Raw genomic sequence first — 26124 nt, 5'->3', positions numbered from 1 at the left:
GGAAAAATCATGTCCGAGAAGAATCTGCCGTCACATGCCCGCGTGGTCATCGTGGGCGGAGGTGTCATGGGGGTCGGTCTGGCCTATCATCTGGCGCATGAAGGGTGGGGCGCTGACACCGTCCTGGTGGAAAAGGCCGAGTTGACCAGCGGCAGCACCTGGCATGCAGCGGGACAGATCACGCATTCGACGTCCAGCTTTGGGTTGGGCAAATGCGTGGATTACAATATTGGCCTGTACTCTGGTCAGTTGGAGGCCGAAACCGGCCAGCCCGTCACATGGCATGGCTGCGGTTCGTTCCGTCTGGCCTATACCGAGGATGAGATGGACTGGCTGCGCCACACCTTGTCGGTTGGTCGGTCTCTGGGCTTCAATATCGAGCTTGTCGGCCCCGAAAAGGTGGCTGAACTGCATCCGTTCTACAATCTCGAAGGCGTTCTGGGCGCGCTGCATACGCCGGATGACGGGCATGTGGACCCGACCAATGTGACCATGGCCATGGCCGCTGGAGCACGGCAAAAAGGCGTTCGCATCTTTCGCAGCTGCCGCGCCACCAACATCACGCAAGCCGAGAATGGCGAATGGGTGGTTGAGACCGAGCAAGGCACCATCACCTGCGAGCATGTGGTGAATGCAGGCGGCACCTATGCAAGGCAAATGGGCGAGTGGTCGGGGCTGCAACTGCCGATGACCTCGATGACGCACCATTACTTCGTGACCGAACCGGTGCCTGAATTCCAGAACCTGGACACCGAACTGCCGGTGATCCGTGATGACCGCAAGGTCTCGGGCTATATCCGGATGGAGCAGCAGCGCGGTCTGATCGGGATTTACGAAAAAGAGAACCCGAACTCGGTCTGGCATGATCTCTGCCCATGGGAATACGAAAACTGGTTGTTCGACGCGGATTACGACCGGGTGATGCCGTGGCTTGAGGAAAGCCTGAACCGGATGCCGATCTTTGCCGAACTGGGTATTCAGCGCGACGTTCACGGGGCGATCTCGCATCCGCCGGATGGCAACCCTCTGATCGGACCAGCACCGGGTGTTCGGAACTATTGGTGCTGCTGCGGGACACAGATCGGCATCGGCTGGGGGCCGGGTCTGACCCGCGAACTGGCGCGGTGGATGGTGCATGGTGCCGCCGATATCTCGATGCGCGAATTTGATCCGCGCCGGTTCGGCAGCTATGCCACGAAGGATTGGCAGGTGATCAAGGCCGAGGAAGACTACTGCCTGCGCCATGAAATTCCCTTTCCGCATTTCAACCGTCTGGCCGGGCGACCGATCAAGCCGTCGCCGCTGCATGAGCTGTTGAAATCCAAGGGCGCGGTGCATGAAGAGGCCTATGGTTTTGAGCGCCCCCGCTGGTTCGCGCGGGACGGTGTGGAGCAGCGCGACCACTATTCCTTCCGCCGCACCCCCGCTGACGACATGGTCGCGGCTGAGGTCAAAGCGGTGCGCGAAAGCGTCGGCATCATGGACGTCACCGCCTTCACCAAGGTCGAGGTTTCGGGACCGGGGGCCTATGCCCTGCTTGACCGGCTGACCGCCAACCGGATGCCGCAAAAGGTAGGCTCGATCACGCTGACCCACATGCTGAACAGGCGTGGCCGGATCGAGTTGGAGACGACTATCGTGCGTATGGCCGAGGACCGCTTTTATCTGGTCTGCGCCGCATTCTTCGAACAGCGCTTGCTGGATCATCTGGCGCAGCAGCGCGCGGATGAGGATGTGCAGATCACCGCTCTGTCCTCTGACTGGTCTGCCCTGGCCCTGAACGGCCCCCGCTCGCGCGACGTGCTGGCGCGCTGCACCGATGCCGATCTGACCAATGCCGGGTTCCGCTGGCTTTCCGCGCAGGAAATCACCATCGCCGGTCACAAGGTCTGGGCCTTCCGCATGTCCTATGCCGGGGAACTGGGCTGGGAGCTGCACATGCCCAACGCCGCCTGCCTCGACGTCTACAACGCGCTTTGGGCGGCAGGTGAGGCGTATGGCATCACCGACTACGGCAGCTTTGCCATGAACGTGATGCGAATGGAGAAGGGCTTCAAAGGCGCGGGCGAGTTGACCAACGAGGTCACTCTGGCCGAGGCCGACGTGCTGCGTTTTGCGCGCACCGACAAGGATTATCTGGGCAAGGACAAGGCGCTCAACACCGATCTGCCCTGGATCTGTGCCTATCTTTCAATTGAACCGGATGGAGAGATTGATGGGCATGGCGGAGAGGCGGTGCTGCTGGACGGGCGCGTCGTCGGGTCCACGGCGTCGGTCGCTTATGGCCACACCGTCGGCAAGATTCTGGCTTTTGCATACCTCAAGCCCGAAGCGGCCAAGGCCGGGACACAGCTGGAGGTCGTGATCCATGGCCAACCCCGTGCCGCCCGTGTTCTGGACAAACCTGCTTACGACCCCGACAGTTTGCTGCCCCGCAGTGACGCCATACTGGAGACCGCTTGATGAGCCTGCCCGATACGATGAGAGCCATGGTCACAATGGGCCATGGTGGTCTGGAACAGATGGTGATGCAGGAAGACTGGCCGCGCCCCGAACCCGCGGCCGGTGAAGTTCTGATCAGGGTCGCAGCCTGCGGCCTGAACAATACCGACGTCAATACGCGGTCCGGCTGGTATTCCAAGACCGTAACGGATGCGACCACCGGTGGCGCATTCGAGGAAGTCGGTGAAGAAGACCCGACATGGGGCGGCAACCCGATCACCTTCCCGCGCATTCAGGGCGCAGATGTCTGCGGCCGTATCGTTGCCGTTGGCGGGGGCGTGGACAGCGCTCGTATCGGCGAGCGTGTCATCACGGATGGCTGGCTGCGAGATCCGGCTGATCCCGGCAACATGAACAAGACAGGGTATTTTGGTTCGGAACGCGATGGCGGGTTCGCCGAATATACCACGACTCTGGCGGTCAATGCGGTGCCGATCACTTCGGAACTGTCGGATGCTGAACTGGCCACATTCTCCTGTTCCTATTCTACCGCCGAAGGGATGCTGTCCCGTGCCAACGTGACGGAAAAAGACACCGTTCTTGTGCCCGGTGCCTCTGGCGGGGTGGGTGGTGCTTTGGTTCAATTGGCCAAACGCCGTGGCGCGCGTGTGATTGCGATGGCATCCGAATCCAAACACGCCGACGTCGCCGATCTTGGCCCTGATGTGATATTGCCCCGCACACCTGAAGATCTGCGGTCGGCGCTGGGCGACGAGAAGATCACCGTGGTCGCCGATGTGGTCGGTGGCCCTTACTGGCCGAACCTGATCGACGTACTGGAGCGCGGCGGGCGCTACACCTGTTCGGGGGCCATTGCAGGTCCGATGGTCGAACTTGACCTTCGGACGTTCTATCTGCGCGATCTGACCTTCACCGGTTCGACCGTGATCGGACCCGAGGTCATGAAGAACCTCGTGGCATATATTGAAGCCGGCGAAATCAAGCCGGCTCTGGCCGCAACCTATCCTTTGGAGGAGTTGCGGGAAGCTCAAGCGGCGTTCATCGCCAAACAGCACACCGGCAATATCGTGGTGGTGCCATGACGCTGGATGATGTTCTCGAGGCGGCCCGCCAATTGCATCAGGCGCATCCTGACCTTGCCGCGTTTGCATCATGGCCGGACGATCTGACACCGACGGGTTTGCAGCCTGCTCACATTCCGGCGACCAATCTGGTGGGCGATTTTGGCCTTGATGGCGTGGCGCCAACCCGTGATCTGGTCGCGGCGATCAAGGCCAGCGCGCATCTGGCGGAATGGAAACACACATATACCGAAGAGGAAGTCGGTGCGGATTTCCTGAATCGGTACGGGTATTACGAACTGTTCGGACCGACCGGGCATTTCCACTCGACCCAATTGCGCGGCTACGTGGGATATTGGGGCGCGGGTCTGGATTATGACTGGCACAGCCATCAGGCGGAAGAGCTGTATCTGACCCTTGCGGGCGGAGCAGTTTTTAGAAGCGACGAGGATGAAACCTTCGTCGGCCCGAACCAGACACGACAGCACAAAAGCTGGCAAAGCCACGCCATGATAACGACGGACCAACCGATCCTGACCTTTGTCCTGTGGCGAGGCGAAGGGATGGGCGACCTGCCCAGAATGGACGCCGCATGAAAATCACCCGCATCCGAATTTACCAGACCGGGCTTCCCTATGTCGGCGGTACCTATGCCTGGGGTGCGGGAAACGCAATTGAAACTGCCATCGCATCGGTGGTGGTAATCGACACTGACGCGGGTTTGCGGGGCTGCGGTGAGTTCACGCCCTGTGGCGAAAACTACATGGTGGCCCATTCCGAAGGTGTGGCTGCGCTGGCGCGTCTCGTCGCCGGCAAACTGCTGGGCGAGGATCCGCGTCAGGTGGGGCGGATCGAGCACCTGATGGACCATCTGGTACAGGGGCATGGCTATGCCAAGGCGCCGTTCGATGCGGCATGCTGGGATATCCTGGGTCAGGCGTGTGATCAGCCGGTCTGGATGCTGTTGGGCGGCAAGCTGACGGATGGCGCGCCAATGTACCGGGTCGCTCCGCAGAAAGCGGTCGAGGAAACCGTGGCCGAGATGGACCGGTACCGGGAACAGGGTTATCGGCAGTTTCAGATCAAAGTGGGCAGCGACTGGGCCAGTGACATTGACCGGATACGCACCACTGTACCGTTGCTGAAACCCGGCGAGAAAGCCATGGCCGATGCCAATCAGGGCTGGCGCGTGGACGATGCGATCCGCGTTGCACGCGAGACCCGGGATCTGGATTTCATTCTCGAACAACCTTGCCGCACGTATGAGGAATGCCAGCAAGTGCGCCGGATTGCCGAGCAGCCATTGAAGCTGGATGAATGCGTGACCGGGATCCATATGGCCCAGCGTATCGTCGCAGACCGGGGGGCAGAGATTTGTTGTCTCAAGATCTCGAACCTTGGCGGAATCAGCAAAGCCCGGCGGGTACGGGACTACCTGATCGACAACCGCATCCCTGTGGTCAGCGAGGACACCTGGGGAGGAGAGATCACGTCTTCGGTTGTCGCCCATTTTGCGGCGTCGACCCCGCCTGAATACCTGCAGAACACCACGGATCTGATGAACTACAACACGCGATCTACGGGCGTCGGCGGTCCTGTCGTGAAAGACGGAAAGCTATATGCAACCAATTCGCCGGGATTGGGTGCAACCCCCGATTTTGAAAGCCTCGGCGCACCCGTGGCGGAGTATGCTTTATGAAGATTGAAACCATTACCGTTTTTCAGGTCGATTTGCCGCTCGAGCATCCCTATTGGCTTTCAGGGGGGCGCCTGAAGTTCGAAACGCTTGATGCGACGCTGGTCAAGCTCGAAACCGATACCGGTCTGGTCGGCTGGGGCGAGGGCACGCCCTGGGGGCACACCTATGTACCCGCGCACGGGCCGGGCATCCGGGCCGGGATCGAAACGATGGCCCCCTTCATCCTGGGCCTTGATCCGCGTCGCGTGCTGGACGTGGAACGGGCCATGGATCTAGCCTTGCCCGGACATCTCTATGCTAAAAGCCCCATAGACATGGCCTGCTGGGATATTGCCGGTCAGGCGGCGGGCTTGCCGATTGCCGATCTGATGGGCGGCGGATCGCGGACACCGCGCCCGATTGCGTCCTCGGTCGGGGCAAAAACCGTCGAGGAAACACGCGAGGTTATGGAGCGGTATCGCAAGCGCGGCTATGTCGCGCATTCGGTGAAGATCGGCGGTGATGTCGAGCGGGACATTGCCCGTGTGCGGGATGTGGAAAGCATCCGGCAGCCCGGAGAGATTGTTCTGTATGATGTCAACCGTGGCTGGACGCGCCAGCAGGCCTTGCGGGTGATGAGCACCTGCGAAGACCTGAACGTGATGTTCGAGCAACCCTGCGAAACACTGGATGATATCGCGGCGATCTCGGGGCTTCATGCGTCCCCTGTGTCTGTGGACGAGTCCCTTGTGACCTTGCAGGATGCCGTCCGGATTGCCCACGATGGTCTGGCCCAGATATTCGGGATCAAGCTGAATCGCGTGGGCGGTTTGACCAAGGCCGCGCGGATGCGCGATATCGCGCTGGCCCATGGAATAGACATGTTCGTGATGGCCACCGGTGGAACGGTTCTGGCCGATACCGAAGCGCTGCATCTGGCCGCCACGATCCCGGATGACCATTGCCACGCGGTTTGGGCCTGTCAGGACATGATCACGGTTGATGTTGCAGGTGGTCGAGGGCCCCGCAACGTCGATGGCCATCTGCATCTGCCCGAAGCGCCGGGGCTGGGCGTGCATCCGGACGAAGCCGCATTGGGTGATCCAGTAGGAGAATATGCTTGAGAATTGACAAGATTACACTCTGGTCCGTCGATCTGACCAGCCATGAAACCTATCACATGGCTGGCGGCAAGACCTGCGCGACCGTGACGTCTCATATCCTGCGCCTTGAGACGGATACAGGTCTGACAGGTTGGGGCGAGGTCTGCCCGATCCCGCATTATCTGCCCGCCTATGCAAATGGAGTACCGGGGGCCATCGCTGAAATGGGGCCCGAGATTCTCGGGATTTCGCCAATTGGGGTCGACGCACCGATGCGAAAGCTGGACGGGTTTCTGCAAGGCCACAGCTACGCGAAATCGATCGTCGACATTGCGCTGTGGGATCTGTTCGGTCGCGCGGCGGGGGTGCCGGTTTACGCGTTGCTGGGCGGGCGGACTCGGGCGGATATGCCGCTTTATCATTCGATCACATGTATCGCGCCGGACGAAATGGCGCGCATCGCCAAGGCAGCCTTTCAGACGGGCATTCGGCAATTCCAGCTCAAGCTGGGTGTCGAGGGTGATTGGCAAGCCGATGCCGAGCGGCTGATCAAAGTGTGCGAAGCCGTCGGAACCGGACCGCTTGTGTATGGCGACTGGAACTGCGGCGCATCGCGCCTTCAGGCAACGCGAACCGGGCGCGCGGTGGCGCATCTGGATGTGATGCTGGAACAGCCCTGTAAAACACTGGAAGACTGCGCCGCTGTTCGTCAGTCGACGGGTCTGCCCATGAAGATCGACGAAAACGCCTTTGATCTTGCATCGCTGATGCGGGCGCATGAGCTGGGTTGCATGGACGCGGTGGCGCTGAAACTGTCGAAGTTCGGTGGTCTTTCGGCAATGCGCCGCGCACGCGATCTGACCGTGCAGCTGGGTGCCGAGATTTGTGCAGAATGCACCTGGGGATCGGATATCGTAACGGCGGCTTCGCTGCATTTTGCGGCTTCGACCCCGCATGGATCGCTGATGAACACTTGCGACTTGTCCTCTTACGTTGCTCCGCGCCTGTGTCCCGACGCACCAAACCGTGAAAACGGCCGGATTGCATCGCCCGAAGGCCCGGGTTTAGGTGTGACACCTGACCTCGAAATTCTTGGCGCCCCGATTTTGGAGATTGATTGAGATGCTGAAGATCCAGACACAGTCCGAGTGGATAGCACGCGCAAAAGAGGTTCTGCCAGCTGGCGGTTTCGGCAACTTCGATCCGGGCATCATCATCGCCCGTGGCGAGGGCAGCCATGTTTGGGACGAGGACGGGAACGAATATATCGACTATCTGATCGGGTCCGGCCCGATGCTGCTGGGCCATGGCCACCCCGAGGTGATGGAAGCGGTGCTGGAGCAATTGCCCAAAGGTATGACCTTCTTCGCCAACAACAGCAAGGGCATCGAACTGGCCGAGGCCATCATCGAAGCCGTCCCCTGTTGCGAGCAGGTGCGTTTTGTTGCCTCTGGGGGCGAAGCAGACATGTACGTCATGCGGCTGGCGCGTGCCTATACCGGGCGCGACAAGATCCTCAAGTTCGAAGGGGGGTATCACGGAATGAGCGCCGAGGCGCAGATGAGCCTGGCCCCCAGCCGCCGGGTCAATTTCCCGCAGGCCGTTCCCGACAGCGCCGGTATCCCCCAAAGCGTGGCCGAGCAGATGCTGATCGCGCCTTTCAATGATCTTGACGCGGTGGCGGCGCTGCTGGACGAACATGATGATGTCGCTGCGATCATGGTCGAACCCTTGCAGCGGATCATCCCGCCCGAGCCGGGGTTTTTGCAGGGCTTGCGGACCTTGTGCGACAAATTTGGTGTGCTGCTGATTTTTGATGAGATCGTCACCGGGTTCCGTCTGGCTTATGGCGGCGCACAAGAGCGATATGGCGTGACCCCGGATATCTGTACGCTTGGCAAGATCACCGGTGGTGGTTTCCCTCTGGCGGCATTGGGTGCCAGCACCGAGATCATGAAGCATTTCGACAAATCGAAAGTCGGAGAACAGGGCTGGCTGATGCAGTTGGGCACTTTGTCCGGCAACCCCATAGCCTCAGCGGCGGGGCTGAAGACGATGGAGGTTTTGCGTCGCGACGGCACCTATGAACACCTGCGCTCGATTGGGAGGCAGTTGCAGCAGATGCAATCGGACGCTTTGAATGAGGCGGGCATCGCCCATCGCATCTGCGGTAACGAGACCTTGTTCGACATTTATTTCACCAAGGCCGAATGTCGGGATTATCGCAGCGCAAACCATGATGATCCGCAGCGCAATGCCACTTACAATGCAACGTTGCGGGCGCATGGGGTCTTCAAGGCTCCGGGCAAACTGTACCCGTCGCTGGCGGTTACCGAAGCGGATCTGGAACAGACCAGAGAGGCCGTTCGTCACGCCGTCGAAGCGATTTCCTGAACGCGGGTCTGGCACAACGCAATCTGGCACAACGTAAACGGGTCGCTGTTGAACTCAACAGCGACCCGCTACCTTTGGAAGCCGGGGGTCAGCCTCGCCCCCTCGAATACTGATTAAAACACCGGCAATCTGAAAACTTTTCGATACTTTCGAGACTGACCCGACTTCCTCTTCGGTATGTCACAGTAATGCCTGATCGCGCCGCCTGCTACAGTGATCAAGTTCACACTAAACGAATTTATTTTGAATTTTTCCAATCGAATAGATCAGGCCCCGCCTGTTCAAGCAGTTCAGCCGCCATCGCGCGGGCCATCTCAGGCCCATCCTCGACGGGGCCGGTCATATCCCTGCTGGCGGTTTCCGTTCCGTCCGGGCGTAGCACTTCGCCCCGCAACCTTAGGGTGTCGCCGTCAAGTTCGGCAAGGCCGGCGATCGGGGTTTCGCAGGACCCGTCTAGCGCGGCCAGCAATGTGCGTTCAGCCGCCAGACGCCATCCCGTTTCCGTGTGATGAATCGCGTCCAGCACTTCGGCCGCGCGCATGTCGTCGCTGCGCCGTTCGATGCCGATGGTGCCCTGCGCGATCGCCGGCAGCATGTCGTCAGGGGAAATGGCGCTGGCCGGAACCTCATCCATTCCCAAACGGCGAATGCCTGCCATTGCCAGAAACGTGCAATCGGCAACCCCGTCTTCAAGCTTTTTCAGCCGTGTCTGCACGTTTCCGCGAAACTCGACCACTTTCAGATCCGGCCTCCGGTTCAGCAGCTGCGCCCGCCGCCGCAAGGACGAGGTGCCCACAACGGCGCCTTCGGGCAGATCGTGGATCGAGCCCAACCGCGGTGAGATGAAGGCGTCGCGCACATCCTCGCGCGGCAGGAACGTATCCAGGACCAGCCCTTCGGGTTGTTCAACGGGCATGTCCTTTGTTGAATGCACGGCGATGTCGATCTCGGCGCGCAGCATCGCCTCTTCGATTTCCTTGGTGAACAGGCCCTTGTTGCCGATTTCCTTCAGCGGGCGATCCGCGTCGATCATGGCGCGATTGTCACCGGTCGTCTTGATCACCACGATTTCGAACGCATCCTGTGGCAGATCGAACGCATCGCTCAGGCGCTGGCGCGTTTCATAGGCCTGAGCCAGAGCCAGTGGCGAACCACGGGTGCCGATTCTGAGGGGCGATGCGGGGGTGGGCAGGGTCAAAGTCATGTGCACAGCTTTAGTCGCGTCACATTGCCCTGACAATGGGGGCTGAGCTTGACAAATTGCCGCCGAAGGACGACCCGTTGCCAAAACCTGAATGCTGGGGGCGAATATGGCAGAGACAAAGAAATTGCTGCGGGCGCTGGCGGGCGAAGTTCAGGATGTGCCGCCGATCTGGATGATGCGTCAGGCAGGCCGGTATTTGCCGGAATACCGAGCCACACGTTCTCAGGCCGGGGATTTCCTGTCACTGTGCTACAATCCTGAACTGGCAGCAGAAGTCACCTTGCAGCCAATTCGGCGATATGGGTTCGATGCGGCGATCCTGTTTGCCGACATCCTGCTGGTTCCACAGGCGCTGGGGGCTGATCTTTGGTTCGTGACCGGCGAAGGCCCGCGTTTGTCTACCATCACGCAGCAGGCCGAGTTTGATGCGTTGAAACCGGTTGACGCGATTCACGAGACATTGTCACCGGTTTACGAAACGGTGCGCATTCTGTCGCGGGAATTGCCGTCCGAGACCACCTTGATCGGATTCGCAGGCGCCCCGTGGACAGTTGCCACATACATGATCGCAGGGCGCGGCACGCCGGATCAGGGTCCCGCCCATGCGCTGCGCGAAGGTAATACTGCTTTGTTCGAGGCGCTGTTGGATCGCATCACCGCGGCAACGATTGAATATCTGTCCGCTCAGATCGACGCCGGGGCCGAGGTGGTCAAGATATTTGACAGTTGGGCGGGGTCTTTGAAGGGCGAAGCTTTCCGCAAATACGCGGTCGAGCCGTGCCGGGTGATCACGCACGCCATCAAGGAACGTCATCCCGGCATCCCCGTGATTGGATTTCCGCGGGAAGCAGGCGACGGGTACATAGGGTTTGCAAGGTCGACCGGCGTGGATTGCGTGGCGCTGGACAATTCCGTGTCGCCCGAATGGGCAGCTGAGAAGGTGCAGATTGATGGCTGTGTGCAAGGCAATCTGGCATCGTCGCACATGGTTACGGGCGGGCAGGCGCTGGTGGATGAGACCCGGCGCATCGTGCGCGCATTTTCCAGGGGGCCGCATATTTTCAACCTCGGCCATGGGATCACACCGGATGCAGATCCTGAGAATGTTCAGCTGATGATCGATACGGTGCGCGGCGGGTAGGGCGCGTAGGAGGGGGCCAGCCCCCTCTTGGCCGCTGGCCAATTCACCCCCGGGATATTTCCGGCCAGATGAAGCGTGCGTCAGGTGCTTTCGGGGGCTTGGAGGTCGTTCAGGATCTCGGTTGTGTGCTGGCCGCGAGCCGGGCTGGGCTTCGGTTGCCACCGATGTGTGGAGAAGCGTGGGGCGGCGGCGGCCTGTAGGGTGCCGTCTGTCTTGCGCCAGGATTGACGGGCCGCATTCATCGGATGGGCTGCGGCCTCGTCGGGGCTGAGAACCGGGGCGACGCAGGCATCTGACCCGTCGAACAATTTGGCCCAATGGTCGCGCGGCTTGGATGAGAAGATTTCGGCCAGGCGCCGGGTCAGGTCGGGCCAGAGCTTGCGGGTGTATTGTTGTTGGAACGCCGGGTCATGGGACAGGTCCAGGATTTCCAGAAATCGGGCGTAGAATTTTGGTTCGAGGCATTGGACCGAAACAAACCCACCATCCGCGCAGGCGTAGGTTCGGCTCCAATGCGGGCCGTCCAGCAGGCTTTGGCCGCGGGTCTCGGACAGGTTGCCGGTTTGGCGCATCGTCATCAGCAGGTTCATCATATGGGCCGAGCCGTCGTAGATGGCGGCGTCGACCACGGTGCCTTTTCCGGTTCTTTGCGCGTTGATCAAACCTGCCAGGATGCCCGCGACAAGGTACATGGCGCCTCCGCCGATATCGCCGACCAGGGTTGCAGGGGTTTGAGGCGGCTGATCCGGGAGAGAGGCGTACCAGAGCGCACCGGACAAGGCGATGTAGTTCAGGTCATGCCCAGCCGTTTCGGCCAGCGGACCATCCTGCCCCCAGCCTGTCATGCGGCCATATATCAGTTTTGGGTTGCGGGTCAGGCAAAGATCCGGGCCAAGTCCCAGCTTCTGCATCACGCCCGGGCGAAAGCCTTCGATCAGTGCATCTGCCGTGTCAATCAGGCGGCGGGCGGTCGCCAGATCTTCGGGATCCTTCAGATCAAGCGCGATCGATCGTTTGCCGCGGTCCAGAAGCGAGCTGTCCGGCATGCCCGGTGTTACTGCCTGGCCTTTGCGGTGGATCGTGATGACGTCGGCGCCCAGATCAGCTAACTGCATGGCGGCAAACGGGCCGGGGCCCAGCCCTTCGATTTCGACTATGCGTATTCCATTCAGCATCGGCGCCCTCCGTTGTGGCAGAGTTTGCGGGTGGGTTGACGGATTGCAAGTTGGAATTGAGCATGGTTCTGACAACCATTACAGAATGCGCAGCCCGTTGTGCGAAATTGACCTGTTACAGGCTGGTTCCGCGCGATAGGGTCTCGGTCGGAACGGGGAACGGATATGACGACCATTTTGTCCATCAAAAACCTTCGCAAGTCTTACGCGGATGGGTTCGAGGCGCTGAAGGGTGTGTCTCTGGATATTGAAGAGGGTGAGATACTTGCGCTTCTGGGACCAAATGGCGCCGGAAAGACAACCCTGATTTCGACGATTTGTGGAATAACGACTCCGACCTCGGGGGTGGTCACGGTTGGCGGGCATGACACACAGTCCGATTATCGCGCAGCGCGCAGGATGATAGGGCTTGTACCGCAAGAGATCGCGTTGGAACCGTTTGAAAAGGTCTGGAACACGGTCCGGTTGTCGCGCGGGCTGTTCGGGCTTGGCAAGGACAACGCGCGGATCGAAGAGATTTTGCGCAAGCTGTCCCTGTGGGACAAGCGCAACAACGCGATCAAGGAATTGTCCGGCGGCATGAAGCGGAGGGTGCTGATCGCCAAGGCGCTGGCCCATGAACCCCGTGTGCTTTTTCTGGACGAGCCGACTGCCGGAGTGGATGTCGAGTTGCGCAAGGACATGTGGGAGCTTGTGGCGGAACTGAAACGGGACGGTGTCACCATCATTCTGACCACCCATTACATTGAAGAAGCAGAAGCGATTGCGGATCGTGTCGGCGTCATCGACAAGGGTGAGCTTTTGCTGGTGCAGGACAAAGACACACTCGTGTCGCAGATGGGAAAAAAGCAGATCGAAGTCATGCTGACCGAACCCATCGACCGAATTCCCGATAGTCTGGTCAGCCACAATCTGGCCCTCAACGGCGCAGGTGATTGTCTGATCTATACCTACGATACCAATGCGGATCGTACCGGCATAACGACCTTGCTGAATGACGTGTCCGAGGCCGGGTTGGTGTTGCGCGACGTACAGACCAGGCAATCAAGCCTGGAAGAGATTTTTGTCAATCTGGTATCGGGAGAGGCCGCATGAACTGGACCGCGATCGCTGCCATCTACCGGTTCGAAATGACCCGTTTCTTTCGAACTCTGGCACAGAGTTTTCTGTCGCCGGTTCTGTCCACGTCGCTTTATTTCGTGGTGTTTGGCACCGCCATCGGCAGCCGTATCCAAGAGGTCGAGGGCGTTTCATACGGTGCATTCATCGTGCCGGGGCTGATCATGTTGTCGGTGGTGATGCTGTCGATTTCGAACGCGTCGTTCGGAATTTACTTCCCCAAGTTTCTGGGCACCATCTACGAGCTGTTGTCCGCTCCGGTCAATTTCATCGAGATCGTGATCGGATATGTCGGTGCCGCCGCAACCAAGGCGTTGTTCGTGGGGTTGGTGATTTTGGTCACCGCGACGTTTTTCGTCGATATTCGGATCGAGCATCCATTCGCCATGGCCGCGTTTCTGATCCTGTCCTGTCTCAGCTTTTCGTTGCTGGGATTCATCATCGGCATCTGGGCCAGCAACTTCGAGCAGATGTCGCTGGTGCCGCAGTTGGTGGTGACGCCACTGATCTTTCTGGGGGGTACGTTCTATTCGATCTCGATGCTGCCGCCATTGTGGCAGACCATCACGCTGTTCAATCCCGTGGTCTATCTGATTTCGGGTTTCCGCTGGTCCTTTTACGGGCTGGCAGATGTGCCGATCGTTTTCAGCCTTCTTGCCATTGTCGCTTTTACGGCTCTGTGCCTGGCGGTTATCGGCTGGATATTCAAAACCGGCTGGCGCATTCGCAGCTGACCCTCGCCAAGGCGTTGCATTTTTGCCCATCGGGTGTGTGAATTTGGTTCACGTCGCGTTTAACGCCGGCAGAGTCCCTTGTTTACGGGTTGGGGGCACTCTACATCGGCACCCATGAAGCTCAGCCTGCCGTTCGTAAAAAAGCACCCTTGCGTGGCCGTTGTCCGTTTGTCCGGTTCCATTGGAATGGCGGGGCGTGGGGCGTTGAACGACACAACCCTGGCGCCTGTTCTGGAAAAAGCGTTTCGCAAGGGAAAACCAGCCGCCGTGGCGATTGAGCTTAATTCCCCGGGCGGGTCCCCTGTGCAAAGTTCGCTGATCGGTGCCCGCATCCGGCGTTTGTCGGAAGAGCTGGATGTGCCGGTGATTGCCTTTGTCGAGGATGTTGCGGCCTCCGGCGGCTATTGGCTGGCTGCCGCAGCGGACGAGATCTGGGCCGATGATAGTTCGGTTCTTGGGTCAATCGGTGTAATCTCGGCCGGGTTTGGCGCGCATGTCTTTCTGGCGCGGCAAGGGTTTGAGCGGCGCGTGCATACGGCGGGCCAGTCGAAATCCATGCTGGACCCGTTTGCGCCGGAAAAGAAAGAGGATGTGGCCCGCCTGCAAGGTTTGCTGGGGGATATCCACGAAAACTTCATTGATCATGTCAAAGCGCGACGTGGGGACAAGCTGGATCAAAGTGCAGATTTGTTCACCGGTGAGGTTTGGCTGGCGCGCCGCGCGCAAGAATTGGGCCTGATTGATGGCATCGCTCATCTCAAGCCCAAGATGCAGGAACGCTTTGGCGACAAGGTCAAGTTCCGCCGCTACGGTGTGCGCAAACCGATCTGGACGCGTTTTGGGGCCAGCTTCGCACAGGATGCCATTGCTGGCCTGGAGGAGCGTGCAGCATATGCGCGTTTCGGTTTGTGACGTGATCATCAAGGCCGTCACCCTTTTCCTGATTGCCATGGGCGTATTGGCAATGTTCGGTAAGCTTCGCTTTCCCGGACAAAAGAAATTGAGTTCGGCGAAATGTCCGCGCTGCGGTCGGTATCGTATCGGCAAAGGCCCCTGCGCCTGTGAAAAAGGAGGCCGGACTTGATTACCACATGGCTGTTGTCCGGTCTGGGTCTGTTGATTCTGCTGCTGGCAGGCGACGCCCTTGTGCGTGGTGCCGTGAACCTGAGCCTGCGCCTGGGCGTTCCTGCGTTGATCGTCAGCCTGACGATTGTGGCATTCGGAACGTCCGCGCCTGAGCTTTTGATTGCCATCAGCGCTTTGAAAGAGAACGCCCCCGGTATCGCACTGGGCAATGTGGTCGGATCAAACACGGCGAATATTTTGCTGGTTCTGGGCCTTCCCGCGCTTCTGGCGACTCTACACACCAGTGAATGCAACAGCCGCCGGAACTATGTCTTCATGCTGATGGCGACGGTTCTGTTCATTGGTTTGGCATTCTTGGGAACGTTCACGTTCTTCAGCGGCCTGATCTTGCTGGCGGCGTTGGGTCTTGTTCTTCTGAACGCCTTCCGCGAGGCAAAAGCCCATCGCAAAGCCTGCGGTGAAGCCTGTGTGGACGAAGAGCTTGAGGGGCTGGAAGAAGCTGATCCTGACATGCCTTATTGGAAGGTGTCGGTGTATCTGATCCTCGGGCTGATTGGTCTGCCAATGGGTGCGCATCTTTTGGTAGATAACGCAACGATCATCGCGCGGACCTACGGGGTCAGTGAGACGGTCATTGGTTTGACGTTGATCGCAGTTGGAACGTCTTTGCCCGAATTGGCGACAACAGTTATGGCCGCTTTGCGCAGACAGGCCGACGTTGCGCTGGGTAACGTGATCGGTTCGAACATGTTCAACCTTTTGGCCATCATCGGGATCGCAACCTGGTTTGGTCGTATCCCGGTTGATCCCGAGTTCCTGCAATTCGATCTTTGGGTCATGCTGGGCGCATCGCTGCTGCTGATACCGTTTGTATTTTTCAAACAAGATATCTCGCGCATCTGGGGGTTGGTGTTGACTTTCCTTTATGTGCTTTATGTCACCGTATTGCTGGTGTGATCTGACAAAACGAGGTGAAGCATGACCCGAGCCCTAGTCACCGGCGCCGGTATTCGTCTGGGCCGGGCCATGGCATTGTATCTGGCAGATCGAGGTTACGATGTGGCGGTGCATTACGCCTCATCCGAAGGTCCGGCGCAGGAGACGGCGGCAGAGGTACAGGCCCTGGGCCGAAAATCCGTGACCCTGAAGGCCGATCTGCTGGACGAAGCTCAGGTTCAGGCGCTGCTGCCTAAAGCGGCCGAGGCGTTGGGCGGGCCGATCACGTGTCTGGTGAACAACGCTTCGATCTTCGAATACGACAACATCCGCACGGCAACCCGGCAAAGCTGGGATCGACATCTCGACAGCAACCTGCGCGCGCCCTTTGTGCTGACGCAGGCCATGGCAGGTCAGGGGCTGAGCGCCGGAACAGATGAAAAGGGCGAGCCGCTTGCAACCGGCCTCATCGTCAACATGGTGGACATGCGCGTGCGTAAACTGACGCCCGAGTTCATGTCATACACCATCGCAAAAATGGGTTTGTGGGCACTGACCCGAACGGCGGCGCAGGCGTTGTCTCCGACGATCCGTGTCAATGCGATCGGGCCGGGCCCCACGATGCAGGGCCACCGCCAAAGCGAAGAGCATTTCCAGACACAGCGTTCAAATACCGTTTTGGAGCGGGGATCCAACCCGTCTGACATAACCGCTGCGCTTGGGTACTTTCTGGATGCACACGCGGTCACCGGACAGCTTTTATGTGTGGACGGCGGTCAGCATCTGGGTTGGAAAACTCCGGATGTTCTGGGGGTAGAATAAGTAATTCTGCTGCAAGTTTTGCACCGCTCGCAATTGTGTTACACGCGCGTTACAAAAATGTCTTTTTTTTCATACACTTGCTAAGTATACAAAAAAATAACATTTAAAAACAAGCACTTGATAAGTTGCCTATTTTTTGTGCAAGTAAAGGAAAAGGCAAGGAAACAAGGGGATTTCCGATCTTCCGGAATTTTATCTTCACACTTATCCACAGAAACCGTGGATTTGTTTTCTCTTGATCTGGAAGGCGTGAGATTGCAGCCATTGCCAGAGAATCATATCTCAGGATCATGACCACCGACAGCGAATCATCCCCCACCGGCTATGCCTGCATTCAGCGCTATGTAAAAACGCTGGACAGTTCTCCGGGCGTTTACCGCATGCTCGATGCAGACAGCCGGGTTCTGTATGTCGGCAAAGCCCGAAATCTCAGGGCACGGGTGTCGAATTACACACGGCCGGGTCATTCGGGGCGGATCGAAAAGATGATCGCCGCGACGGCCTCGATGATGTTCCTGACCACGCGAACCGAGACCGAGGCCCTGCTGCTTGAGCAGAACCTGATCAAGCAGCTCAAACCCAAGTACAATGTATTGTTGCGGGATGACAAAAGCTTTCCGAACATACTGGTCGCCAAGGATCATGACTTTCCGCAGATCAAGAAACACCGAGGGGCGAAGAAGGAAAAAGGTGCCTATTTCGGCCCCTTCGCCAGTGCCGGTGCGGTGAACCGGACGCTGAACCAGTTGCAAAAAGCGTTCCTGCTGCGCAACTGCTCGGATTCGATGTTCGACAGCCGAACGCGGCCATGCCTTCTGTATCAGATCAAGCGGTGTTCCGGGCCGTGTGTCGGTCTGATCTCGGAGGAGGATTACCGTGAAAGCGTGAAGGACGCCGAACGTTTTCTGTCGGGCCGCTCAACCAAGGTACAGGAGGAGTTGGCCGAGCAGATGATGGCCGCGTCCGAGGCGATGGAGTTCGAACGCGCCGCAGGTCTGCGTGACCGCATCCGGGCTCTGACGCAGGTGCAGACCTCTCAGGGCATCAACCCGCGCGGTGTGGCCGAGGCGGACGTGATCGGCCTGTATATGGACAGCGGTCAGGCCTGCGTGCAGGTGTTTTTCATCCGTGCGAACCAGAACTGGGGCAACAAGGATTTCTATCCCCGCGTCGGCCCGGATGTTTCACCTGCCGAGGTGATGGAGGCCTTTCTGGGCCAGTTCTACGACAACAAGGAACCGCCGCGGCAGCTGATCCTGTCGGATGGGATCGAAAACGTGGATCTGATGCAGGACGCGCTGACTGAAAAAGCCGGGCGCAAGGTTGAAATCCTTGTGCCGCAGCGTGGCGAAAAACAGGAACTTGTTGCCGGTGCCTTGCGCAACGCGCGCGAGGCTCTGGCCCGCCGCATGTCGGAAAGTGCCACGCAGGCCAAGTTGCTGCGCGGGCTGGCCGAGGCGTTCGATCTGGATGGTCCACCGGGACGGATCGAAGTCTATGACAACTCTCATATTCAGGGCACCAATGCTGTCGGCGGCATGATCGTGGCCGGCCCCGAGGGGTTCATGAAGAACGCTTACCGCAAGTTCAACATTCGCGGTGATGACCTGACACCGGGTGACGATTTCGGCATGATGAAAGAGGTGCTGAACCGCCGCTTCACCAGACTGCAAAAGGAAGACCCGGACCGCGACAAAGGGCTGTGGCCCGATCTGTTGCTGATCGATGGCGGTGCCGGGCAGGTAAGCGCGGTGCATCAGATCATGGTCGAACATGGGGTCGAAGACATTCCCATGGTCGGCGTCGCCAAGGGGGTCGACCGCGACCACGGCAAGGAAGAGTTTCACCGGATCGGCCAGCGCCCCTTTGCGCTGAAACGCAACGACCCTGTGTTGTATTTCATTCAACGCCTCAGAGACGAAGCGCACCGGTTCGCCATCGGCACCCATCGTGCGAAACGCGCCAAGGCCGTGGGTGCAACGCCGTTGGATGAAATCCCAGGGGTAGGGGCTGCGCGCAAACGTGCTCTGTTGACCCATTTCGGCAGCGCCAAAGCCGTCAGCCGGGCCAATCTGGCCGATCTGAAAGCGGTCGAAGGAATCTCGGCCGGGTTGGCGCAAAAGGTTTACGATTTCTTCCACGACAAGGGCTAGGCTTGCCGGCCCCGCCACAGGATATATAGGCCCGACGCGACGATCAGCGCGCTGCCGATCCACATGTTGGGATCCAGCCTCTCACCAAACATGGCTACGCCAAGCCCGATGCCGAACAACAGCCGGGTGTATCTGAACGGGGTCACGGCGGACACTTCGCCGGTGCGCATCGCCTTCATCAGCGACGCATAGGCTATTACGCCCATCAGCACCGCACCGATCAGATGCAGGCTGGTGTGAAGGCCAACCGGTGCAATCGGCGCGCCCTCCCAGAACCGATAGGCCACCCCGGCCACGATGATGCTGAGGAAGCCGTAAAACCCCAGGACTTCGGTTCCAAGCGTGGCAGGTGCTGCGCGGCTGGCCAGATCACGTCCGGCAAATCCCAGCATTCCCAGCACCGCCAGTATCGACAGCAACGAAAAGCTGTCTCCGGAGGGTTGCAGGATGACGACAACGCCGATCATGCCGACAAAGATAGCGCTCCAACGCCGCCAACCGACTGTCTCGCCAAAGAACAACGCGGCGCCTGCAACAACGACCAGAGGCGTGGCTTGCAGGATCACCGTGGCCGAGGACAACGGCGTCAGTGCGATGGCCAGAACATAGAACAACCGACCAAAGACCTCGAACAGCACCCGAATTTTCATCGGGCGGGACAGAACGTCAGGTTGCAGCAGCCGCTGCCCACGGGCCCGGGCCACCGCAGCGAAAATCACCGACCCGCCCGCGCCGAAAAGAACCAGGACCTGCCAGATCGGCAGCGCGGCTGAAGCTGCCTTCAGCATCGCATCCTCCAGCGCAAAACCGGCCATCGCGGCGACCATCCAGAGGCTGCCGATCATGTTTGACCGTGTGTCGGTTTGAATATGCGCTGTCATCTGGTTCTTTCCGGCTGGGCTTGCGCGGCAATCTGACCGCAAAGCCGGGAAAGGCCAAGAGGTACTGTTCTGAGACGTCGGGCCTGCGGCGCTTTGACCAAGCGCTTTTGAATGATACAGTTTTTTGTCTGATTGGCTTTTCTGTCCCGGACCGGCGATATAGGGTCCAAGCCATGAAGTGGAATTTGCCTAATCTCCTGACCGTCCTGCGCCTGCTGGCCGCGCCCGGGCTGGCAGTCATGTTTCTGTATTTCACCCGTCCCTATGCGGACTGGTTTGCACTGATCCTGTTCCTGTCGGCGGCGATTACCGATTGGTTCGATGGGTATCTGGCCCGCGCATGGAAGCAGGAGACCAAGATCGGAGCGATGCTGGATCCGATCGCCGACAAGGCCATGGTGGTGATCGCGCTTATGATCCTTGTGGGCTATTCGACCGAGCACTGGACGCCGTGGCTTGTCCTTCCTGCAACCGTGATCCTGTTTCGCGAAGTTTTTGTCTCGGGCCTGCGGGAATATCTGGGCGATGTGGCCGGGACGCTCAAAGTCACCAAACTGGCCAAATGGAAGACCACGGCCCAGATGGTCGCCATCGCGGTTCTGTTTTCGCAGGGTATCTTCGAGCACTATGCCGTGATGGCGAGTTTTGGCATGGATGCCGAGCTGGTCGAGCAGATCATTGCGGGTCAGGTCGACGACGTGAACCACCTGCGCCTGAATGTCGATGGCATGTATTGGGCGGGTCAGGTCGGGCTGTGGCTGTTGTGGATTGCGGCAACGCTTACATTGATCACCGGCTATGACTACCTACGTAAAGCCATGCCTCATCTGAAGGAGAGCTAACCGATGGATGTTCTGTATTTCGCCTGGGTGCGCGAACGCATCGGCTTGCCAAAGGAAAAGGTCGAAACGCAAGCGGCCACGGTCAGCGAATTGGTGACTGAACTGAGCGCTCGGGAAGAGCGCTATGCCGCGGCATTTGCCGATCTGTCCGCGCTGCGCGTTGCGTTGGATCAGGAGCTGTCGGATTTCGATGCGTCGCTGGCAGGTGTTCGGGAAGTTGCGTTTTTCCCGCCGATGACGGGCGGTTGACCGATGCGGATCGCGGTTCAGCAAGAGGCATTTGATCTGGGGGCCGAGGCCAATGCCTTTGCCGCCGGGGATGATTCCAACGGCGCCATCGTCACTTTCACCGGCGTTGTGCGTGACCTGGCGAGCGGTGATCTGGATGTGATGGAGATCGAGCACTATCCCGGTATGACCGAACGCGCCCTGACCAAGATCGCCGAAGAGGCGCAGGCGCGTTGGGCATTGGGTGACGTGCTGGTCATACACCGTTTTGGACGCTTGGTTCCGGGGGATCGCATCATGATGGTGGCCACGGCGGCCCCGCATCGCAAGGACGCGTTCGAGGCGGCCGAATATCTGATGGACTACCTGAAATCCCGCGCACCGTTCTGGAAAAAGGAAATTACCCGTTCCGGCGCCGAATGGGTTGCGGCCAAAGATCAGGACGAAGATGCTCTGACCCGCTGGTAGCGTCGCGCGACCACCCCGGGGTTCTGGAATCCGAGCGGTTTCAATTCTTCTCTGGACGCCGGTTCACGAGCCTGCGCTAAATCTGCGCAAGAGGATCAAGAGGATGGCGCCATGCATGACGGACTGAGAAACAAGGGCCTAGCGACACGGGCAATCCATGCAGGCGAAGCCCCGGACCCGACCAGCGGTGCGTCTGCGCCGGCCCTGCATATGTCTTCGACATTCGTCACGGATCAGGTGGCGGGGTTCTCGGCCCACGATCTGGAGGAAGAAGCCCCTTATCTTTATGGGCGCTGGGCCAATCCCAACGTCAGGACGCTGGAGGCCAAGATCAGCATGTTGGAAGGCACCGAAGATTGCCTGTGTCTGGCGTCCGGTATGGCGGCGGCCACCGCCATCTTCCTGACGTTCCTGTCTGCCGGGGATCATTTGATCGTTTCCGACGTCTCTTACGCGGGCGTGGCAGAGCTGGCGCGGGACACGCTGCCGCGTCTGGGGATCCATGTCAGCACGGTCAACATGTCCGATCTTTCGGCGGTATCAGCAGCCATCAGGCCGAACACGCGTCTCATCCACACGGAAACACCCGTGAACCCGATCGGTCGTCTGACCGATCTGGCATCGGTCTCAGCAATTGCCAAAAGCGCGGGGGCGTTGCTGTCCTGCGATGCGACTTTTGCGTCTCCGCTTGGTCAGCCAAGCAAAGAGCTGGGCGTTGATCTGATCATGCATTCGGTGACCAAGTATATCGGCGGCCATGGTGATGCCATCGGTGGTGCGGTGGCCGGGCGAAAGGACCTGATCGCGAAAATCCGCACCGAATCCGCGATCCACCACGGCAGCATCATGTCCCCCTTCAACGCGTGGATGATCGCGCGGGGCATGGCCACTCTGCCGCTGCGGATGACAGCGCATCAGGCGGGTGCCACCGTCGTTGCCGATTGGCTTGAGGCACGCGCGCGCGTGACCAGAGTGATCTATCCGGGGCTGAAATCGCACCCCCAATACGAGCTGGCCCAACAACAGATGCGCAACACATCCGGCATGATCGCTTTTCAGGTGGGTGATCACGCAACAGGCGAGGCACTGGCCCAGCAGATGATCGATAAACTCCGGATCGTTCACTATGCCGTGTCGCTTGGCCACCATCGCAGTCTGATATTCTGGATGGGAACCGAAGCTTTGATGCAATCGTCCTTCCGATTGGAAGGGGCGCAATTGGCAAGTTACCGGGATTTCGCAGGCGACGGCGTGTTCAGGCTGTCGGTTGGTCTGGAAGACCCCGAAGACCTGATCGCAGATTTGGCGCAGGTCCTGTGAGCCGTCCGGGAAGGCGGTTTCTCAGTCGGCGTTGTTGATCCGACCGCGCATTTCCTCGGCCTCTTGCCGCGCGGCGCGCAGACCGTCCATGGCCGCGGCCAGCTCTGCCTCTGTCTGGGTCAGCTGATTGGTCAACTCGGCTTCACGTTGCTGAAGGTAGGTTATGGCCTGATCGCGGGTTTCTTCCGCTTCGTGCAGTTCCTGGCTCATGCGATCCAGATCGGCAACGTCGCTTTGGCGGACGCGGGACAGGCGGTGTGCCAGCCAGTTGGCAAACCAGCCCATGCAGAAGGCCGCAAACAGAATGACGGCTGTGGCGATGATGAATTCGGTTCTGTTCAACTTACTGGTCCTCTGCGTCCGTGTCTGGTGCGGTCGATTCGGTCTGATCCGTTTCAGGCGCGTCGGCCTCAGCCCCAACCTCGGCCTCAGCCTCGAGCGCTTCGAGGCCTGTTTCGGAGGCTTCGACCGGCTCGGGACGAATCAGCCGGAACTCGATCCGCCGGTTTGCTTCGCGGCCTTCTTCGGTGTCGTTGTCCGCGATAGGCTGTGTTTCACCGTATCCAACGGCAGTGTAGCTGCTGGTGGGAATGCGCCGCCCGCGCAGCTCGTTCAGAATCGATTGCGCCCGTGCCTGGCTGAGCTGCTGGTTCATCTCTTCGCGGCCCTGGCTGTCCGTATGGCCCTGGATCTCCAGCCGGATCGGCCCGCAGTCACGCAGGATGTCGGCGATCTGGTTCACCGTATCGCGCGAGTCGGATGCGATCGTCGCTGATCCGGGTTCGAACGCGATTTTGCTGACGGTCTGGATTTCGGCGATCTGCGCTTCGCAGACTTCAGGATCGGGCAGCGCGTCTTCGGGCTCTGGCGGAGGCTGATAGGTGATCGTCAGGGTGAATTCCTGCCCTTCGCCCAGCTTGTCCGACAACTGACCTGCGATACGGGCTTTGGCATCCTCTTCATGGCTGAGGCCGGTCAGTTCGACCGAGCCTGGTGTTACGGTCAAGGCCCCGTTGTGAAGCTGGGCCAACGCCTCGAGGCCGGCCAGAACACGCACCGGCCAATCTGCCGGAAGCCCCGACGCGATGCGGGTCGCGGTATAGACCTGATCCGAGCCGAAGGCCGCGCGGGCATAGCTGTCGACCATGTCCCGCAACGTTTCATCCCCCAGACGCCCTCGCAGTTGCACAAGCCCTTCGGGGCTGCGGGTCGCCGAGAACTCGACGGGTCCGGTCTGTTCGCTGGTTTCAGGTTCCGGCAGCACAGCATGCAGGGCAAAGACCTGAGGCAACGCTGTTTCAAGTTCACCTACAACCCGGTCGAACAAGGCTGGATCCGTGCCTTGCGCCGCAACCAGGGTGATGTCCGCATCCGACATCGTGACCGAGCCTTTGCCGATTCTGGCCAGTGCCTGAATGCTCTTCTCGGCGGCTTCGGGCCAGCGTGGCGAGGGCTCGCCCAGACCGATGGTGCAGGAATATGTTCCCGACAAGCCGGCATCGCGCGCAGCGGTCACGATCCGGTCGCGTGCCTTTGCATCCTGTGCCGAACAGGCGTCAAATTGCCCACCGTCTTCGTTGATCAGAAAACGCAGCGTAAAGGGCGTTATGACGGGACGAGGTGCCGAGATCGCCAGCCCGATCCGCAGGCTGGGCGGCGCGGCGCGGGTCAGATCGCGTTCAAGACGTTGTTTTTCCTGTTGGCTGTCCGCAATGGCGGTGATTTTGACCAAATCGGCGTTTGCGGAAATTTTGGCACGCGGCAGGCTGGCCAGCGCCTCGATGGCATATGATATCGCGGCATCCCAACCATCGGGCTTGGGGTAATCCGCGGTTTCCATCAGGTCCGAAACCGCGATGTTGGGGTCGAGGTTGCCCAGCCTTCTGATCAGGTCATCTCTGTCTTCGCTGGCGGGGATCAAGCCGATGATCGATATGCCGCGATCGTTGCGCAGAATTTCCGCCGAAAAGCGCGGCGGCGCCAGGGCAGAGGTCGCTTCGACCTCCATTTCATCGATTACACGGGACGCATCGACCTCGGTTCCGGCTGCGGTCAGTGCGTTGAATCGTGTCGCCTCATCGGGTGCAATCCCGGTCAGGACCACGCGCAAGCCGTCTGACTCGACCTCGGCCCAGTCGTGTCCTTTGAGATCAAGCGCCCGGCGCACGGCGAATTCCGATGTTTCTTCGATCTTTGTGACGGCATAGCTGGCTGCCAAAAGCGACAGCCCGGCTGACACAAGAAAGATCAGGGAAACAACGATAAAATACGGCAGACGCATGTTTGGGTTTGACACTCCTCAGGCGGTTGGGCCGATCTTTACAGGCCGCGTTCAGCAGGTGCAATCAGAGCAACAGGGCGACGCAGAGGAAGATCAGCGGAATCAAGCCAGTGTCGCGGTTGAGCCTGAACAATTGCAACAGCCTGGCATTGTCTTCGATGTCCAGCGCGCGGAGTTGCCACATCATGTGCCAGCCCATTGCCCAAGGCCCACAGAGCGCAACGCCCAATGCCAGCATCGAGGCATCCGGCACCCCTGCATCGACGATGGCCAGCCCCATAAGCGACACGGTCGCCACCAAGAAGTACTTCAGCCACCGCGCTGTATCAGCTCCGAACAGACGAGCGGTTGATTTGATGCCGATCAGTTCGTCATCCTCGGCATCCTGATGCGCATAGATTGTATCGTAGAACAGGGTCCACGCGATTCCAGACAGGTAAAGCGTCACCGCTGGCCATCCCACGGAACCGCTATGCGCCGCCCAGGCCAGAAGGGCGCCCCAGTTGAAGGCCAGCCCCAGAAACACCTGAGGCCACCAGGTAAACCGTTTGGCAAACGGATAGATCGTCACGGGCAGCAGGGACAGAACACCCATTGCGATTGCCGCCTGATTGAAGCTGAGAAGGATGCCAAGCGCCAGAATGCATTGCAGGACCATCCAGACCGCGGCCTGCCGGACACTGACCTGACCCGAAGGAATCGGGCGCGAGCGTGTGCGTTCGACCTGCCCGTCGAATTCCCGATCCGTAATGTCATTCCACGTGCAACCGGCGCCCCGCATCAGGAAGGCCCCAAATGCGCATCCCACGGCGATCCACAGATCTTCCCAACGCGGCTGACCATCATGCAGGATCGCCAGCGCCAGCCCCCACCAACAGGGAATCAGCAGCAGCCATGTCCCGATGGGTCGGTCCGCGCGGCTGAGGCGCAGATAGGGGCGAGCAAAGGCCGGGGCGTGGGTGTCGACCCAGTTGCCGCTGACGGCATCGGCGACTTGACCATCTGGTGTTGGGGCATTGCCTTGCATATGTAGGG

25 protein-coding genes are annotated in these 26124 nt (G+C 59.6%); 19 read left to right on the top strand and 6 right to left on the bottom strand.

From position 1 onward, the window contains the following. The first annotated feature begins 9 nt into the window (after positions 1-9). From GOW56_RS12745 to GOW56_RS12715, 7 genes are read left to right on the top strand one after another with little or no spacing between them, the layout of a single operon-like run. Positions 10-2463, top strand: coding sequence for an FAD-dependent oxidoreductase (locus GOW56_RS12745; RefSeq protein ID WP_171206119.1), 2454 nt, complete (start codon positions 10-12; stop codon positions 2461-2463). Further along, positions 2463-3545 carry an alcohol dehydrogenase family protein gene (locus tag GOW56_RS12740; RefSeq protein WP_253282531.1) on the top strand — a complete coding sequence of 361 codons (1083 nt, stop codon included), beginning with the start codon at positions 2463-2465 and terminating at the stop codon, positions 3543-3545. Before GOW56_RS12745 ends, GOW56_RS12740 begins: the two co-directional genes overlap by 1 nt. Then, a complete protein-coding gene (locus tag GOW56_RS12735; protein ID WP_171171316.1) occupies positions 3542-4120 on the top strand; it encodes a dimethylsulfonioproprionate lyase family protein in 579 nt (192 codons plus the stop codon). The genes GOW56_RS12740 and GOW56_RS12735 overlap by 4 nt, the downstream gene beginning before the upstream one ends. Continuing rightward, on the top strand, positions 4117-5223 hold the full coding sequence (locus GOW56_RS12730; protein ID WP_171206118.1) for a mandelate racemase/muconate lactonizing enzyme family protein: 1107 nt from the start codon (positions 4117-4119) through the stop codon (positions 5221-5223). The genes GOW56_RS12735 and GOW56_RS12730 overlap by 4 nt, the downstream gene beginning before the upstream one ends. Further along, positions 5220-6326, top strand: coding sequence for a mandelate racemase/muconate lactonizing enzyme family protein (locus GOW56_RS12725; RefSeq protein WP_171206117.1), 1107 nt, complete (start codon positions 5220-5222; stop codon positions 6324-6326). The genes GOW56_RS12730 and GOW56_RS12725 overlap by 4 nt, the downstream gene beginning before the upstream one ends. Next, on the top strand, positions 6323-7426 hold the full coding sequence (locus GOW56_RS12720) for a mandelate racemase/muconate lactonizing enzyme family protein (protein WP_171206116.1): 1104 nt from the start codon (positions 6323-6325) through the stop codon (positions 7424-7426). The genes GOW56_RS12725 and GOW56_RS12720 overlap by 4 nt, the downstream gene beginning before the upstream one ends. A 1-nt stretch (position 7427) precedes the next feature. Continuing rightward, a complete protein-coding gene (locus GOW56_RS12715; RefSeq protein WP_171206115.1) occupies positions 7428-8699 on the top strand; it encodes an aspartate aminotransferase family protein in 1272 nt (423 codons plus the stop codon). Positions 8700-8937: 238 nt separating this feature from the next. On the opposite strand, the gene hemC is transcribed toward GOW56_RS12715, so the two are convergent. Beyond that, on the bottom strand, positions 8938-9903 hold the full coding sequence (gene hemC, locus GOW56_RS12710; protein ID WP_171206114.1) for a hydroxymethylbilane synthase: 966 nt from the start codon (positions 9901-9903) through the stop codon (positions 8938-8940). 106 nt (positions 9904-10009) lie between these two features. Between hemC and hemE the strand changes: the two genes are divergently transcribed. After that, entirely contained in the window at positions 10010-11044 is a 1035-nt protein-coding gene (gene hemE, locus GOW56_RS12705; RefSeq protein WP_171206113.1) for a uroporphyrinogen decarboxylase, read from the top strand. A gap of 80 nt (positions 11045-11124) precedes the next feature. Here the strand turns inward: hemE and GOW56_RS12700 are convergent, their stop codons facing one another. Next, on the bottom strand, positions 11125-12219 hold the full coding sequence (locus GOW56_RS12700; protein WP_171206112.1) for a CaiB/BaiF CoA-transferase family protein: 1095 nt from the start codon (positions 12217-12219) through the stop codon (positions 11125-11127). Positions 12220-12384: 165 nt separating this feature from the next. Here GOW56_RS12700 and GOW56_RS12695 point away from each other — a divergent pair, with 165 nt between their 5' ends. From GOW56_RS12695 to uvrC, 7 genes are all read left to right on the top strand, one after another. After that, complete coding sequence (locus tag GOW56_RS12695) at positions 12385-13314, top strand: ABC transporter ATP-binding protein (protein WP_171206111.1); 930 nt, start codon at positions 12385-12387, stop codon at positions 13312-13314. Beyond that, entirely contained in the window at positions 13311-14072 is a 762-nt protein-coding gene (locus tag GOW56_RS12690; RefSeq protein ID WP_171119787.1) for an ABC transporter permease, read from the top strand. The genes GOW56_RS12695 and GOW56_RS12690 overlap by 4 nt, the downstream gene beginning before the upstream one ends. Before the next feature lie 114 nt (positions 14073-14186). Next, positions 14187-14984 (top strand): S49 family peptidase, encoded by a 798-nt coding sequence (locus GOW56_RS12685; RefSeq protein ID WP_171171301.1) that lies wholly within the window; start codon positions 14187-14189, stop codon positions 14982-14984. After that, positions 14965-15156, top strand: coding sequence for a hypothetical protein (locus GOW56_RS21830; protein WP_253282532.1), 192 nt, complete (start codon positions 14965-14967; stop codon positions 15154-15156). Before GOW56_RS12685 ends, GOW56_RS21830 begins: the two co-directional genes overlap by 20 nt. Next, a complete protein-coding gene (locus GOW56_RS12680; RefSeq protein ID WP_171119832.1) occupies positions 15156-16115 on the top strand; it encodes a calcium/sodium antiporter in 960 nt (319 codons plus the stop codon). The genes GOW56_RS21830 and GOW56_RS12680 overlap by 1 nt, the downstream gene beginning before the upstream one ends. Positions 16116-16136: 21 nt before the next feature. Further along, positions 16137-16916 (top strand): SDR family oxidoreductase, encoded by a 780-nt coding sequence (locus tag GOW56_RS12675; protein WP_171206110.1) that lies wholly within the window; start codon positions 16137-16139, stop codon positions 16914-16916. Positions 16917-17206: 290 nt separating this feature from the next. Further along, complete coding sequence (uvrC, locus tag GOW56_RS12670) at positions 17207-19069, top strand: excinuclease ABC subunit UvrC (protein ID WP_171206109.1); 1863 nt, start codon at positions 17207-17209, stop codon at positions 19067-19069. On the opposite strand, the gene GOW56_RS12665 is transcribed toward uvrC, so the two are convergent. Further along, entirely contained in the window at positions 19066-19950 is an 885-nt protein-coding gene (locus tag GOW56_RS12665) for a DMT family transporter (protein WP_171206108.1), read from the bottom strand. The two genes, uvrC and GOW56_RS12665, sit on opposite strands and share 4 nt — an antisense overlap. A gap of 173 nt (positions 19951-20123) precedes the next feature. On the opposite strand from GOW56_RS12665, the gene pgsA reads away from it, so the two are divergent. From pgsA to GOW56_RS12645, 4 genes are all read left to right on the top strand, one after another. Continuing rightward, positions 20124-20792: a CDP-diacylglycerol--glycerol-3-phosphate 3-phosphatidyltransferase gene (gene pgsA / locus GOW56_RS12660; RefSeq protein WP_152456738.1), complete on the top strand. Its 669-nt coding sequence runs from the start codon at positions 20124-20126 to the stop codon at positions 20790-20792. Positions 20793-20795: 3 nt separating this feature from the next. Then, positions 20796-21041 (top strand): molybdopterin converting factor subunit 1, encoded by a 246-nt coding sequence (gene moaD / locus GOW56_RS12655; RefSeq protein ID WP_171119782.1) that lies wholly within the window; start codon positions 20796-20798, stop codon positions 21039-21041. 3 nt (positions 21042-21044) lie between these two features. Next, entirely contained in the window at positions 21045-21488 is a 444-nt protein-coding gene (locus GOW56_RS12650) for a molybdenum cofactor biosynthesis protein MoaE (protein WP_171119781.1), read from the top strand. Between the two features lie 111 nt (positions 21489-21599). Then, positions 21600-22808 (top strand): PLP-dependent aspartate aminotransferase family protein, encoded by a 1209-nt coding sequence (locus GOW56_RS12645; RefSeq protein WP_171206107.1) that lies wholly within the window; start codon positions 21600-21602, stop codon positions 22806-22808. 21 nt (positions 22809-22829) lie between these two features. Here the strand turns inward: GOW56_RS12645 and GOW56_RS12640 are convergent, their stop codons facing one another. The 3 genes from GOW56_RS12640 to ubiA form a co-directional block, all read right to left on the bottom strand. Continuing rightward, positions 22830-23150, bottom strand: coding sequence for a hypothetical protein (locus tag GOW56_RS12640; RefSeq protein WP_117870533.1), 321 nt, complete (start codon positions 23148-23150; stop codon positions 22830-22832). 1 nt (position 23151) lies between these two features. Continuing rightward, complete coding sequence (locus GOW56_RS12635; protein ID WP_171206106.1) at positions 23152-25089, bottom strand: OmpA family protein; 1938 nt, start codon at positions 25087-25089, stop codon at positions 23152-23154. Between the two features lie 64 nt (positions 25090-25153). Then, the gene (gene ubiA, locus GOW56_RS12630; RefSeq protein WP_152456743.1) at positions 25154-26116 is read right to left on the bottom strand and encodes a 4-hydroxybenzoate octaprenyltransferase; all 963 of its coding nucleotides are present in this window, start codon (positions 26114-26116) and stop codon (positions 25154-25156) included. Positions 26117-26124 lie beyond the last annotated feature (8 nt).

Origin of the sequence: Ruegeria sp. HKCCA0235A, from assembly GCF_013033235.1 — a bacterium.
GTDB lineage: Bacteria > Pseudomonadota > Alphaproteobacteria > Rhodobacterales > Rhodobacteraceae > Ruegeria.
The sequence above is the reverse complement of the archived record's forward strand: the minus strand, read 5'-3'. Positions and strand labels throughout refer to the sequence as shown.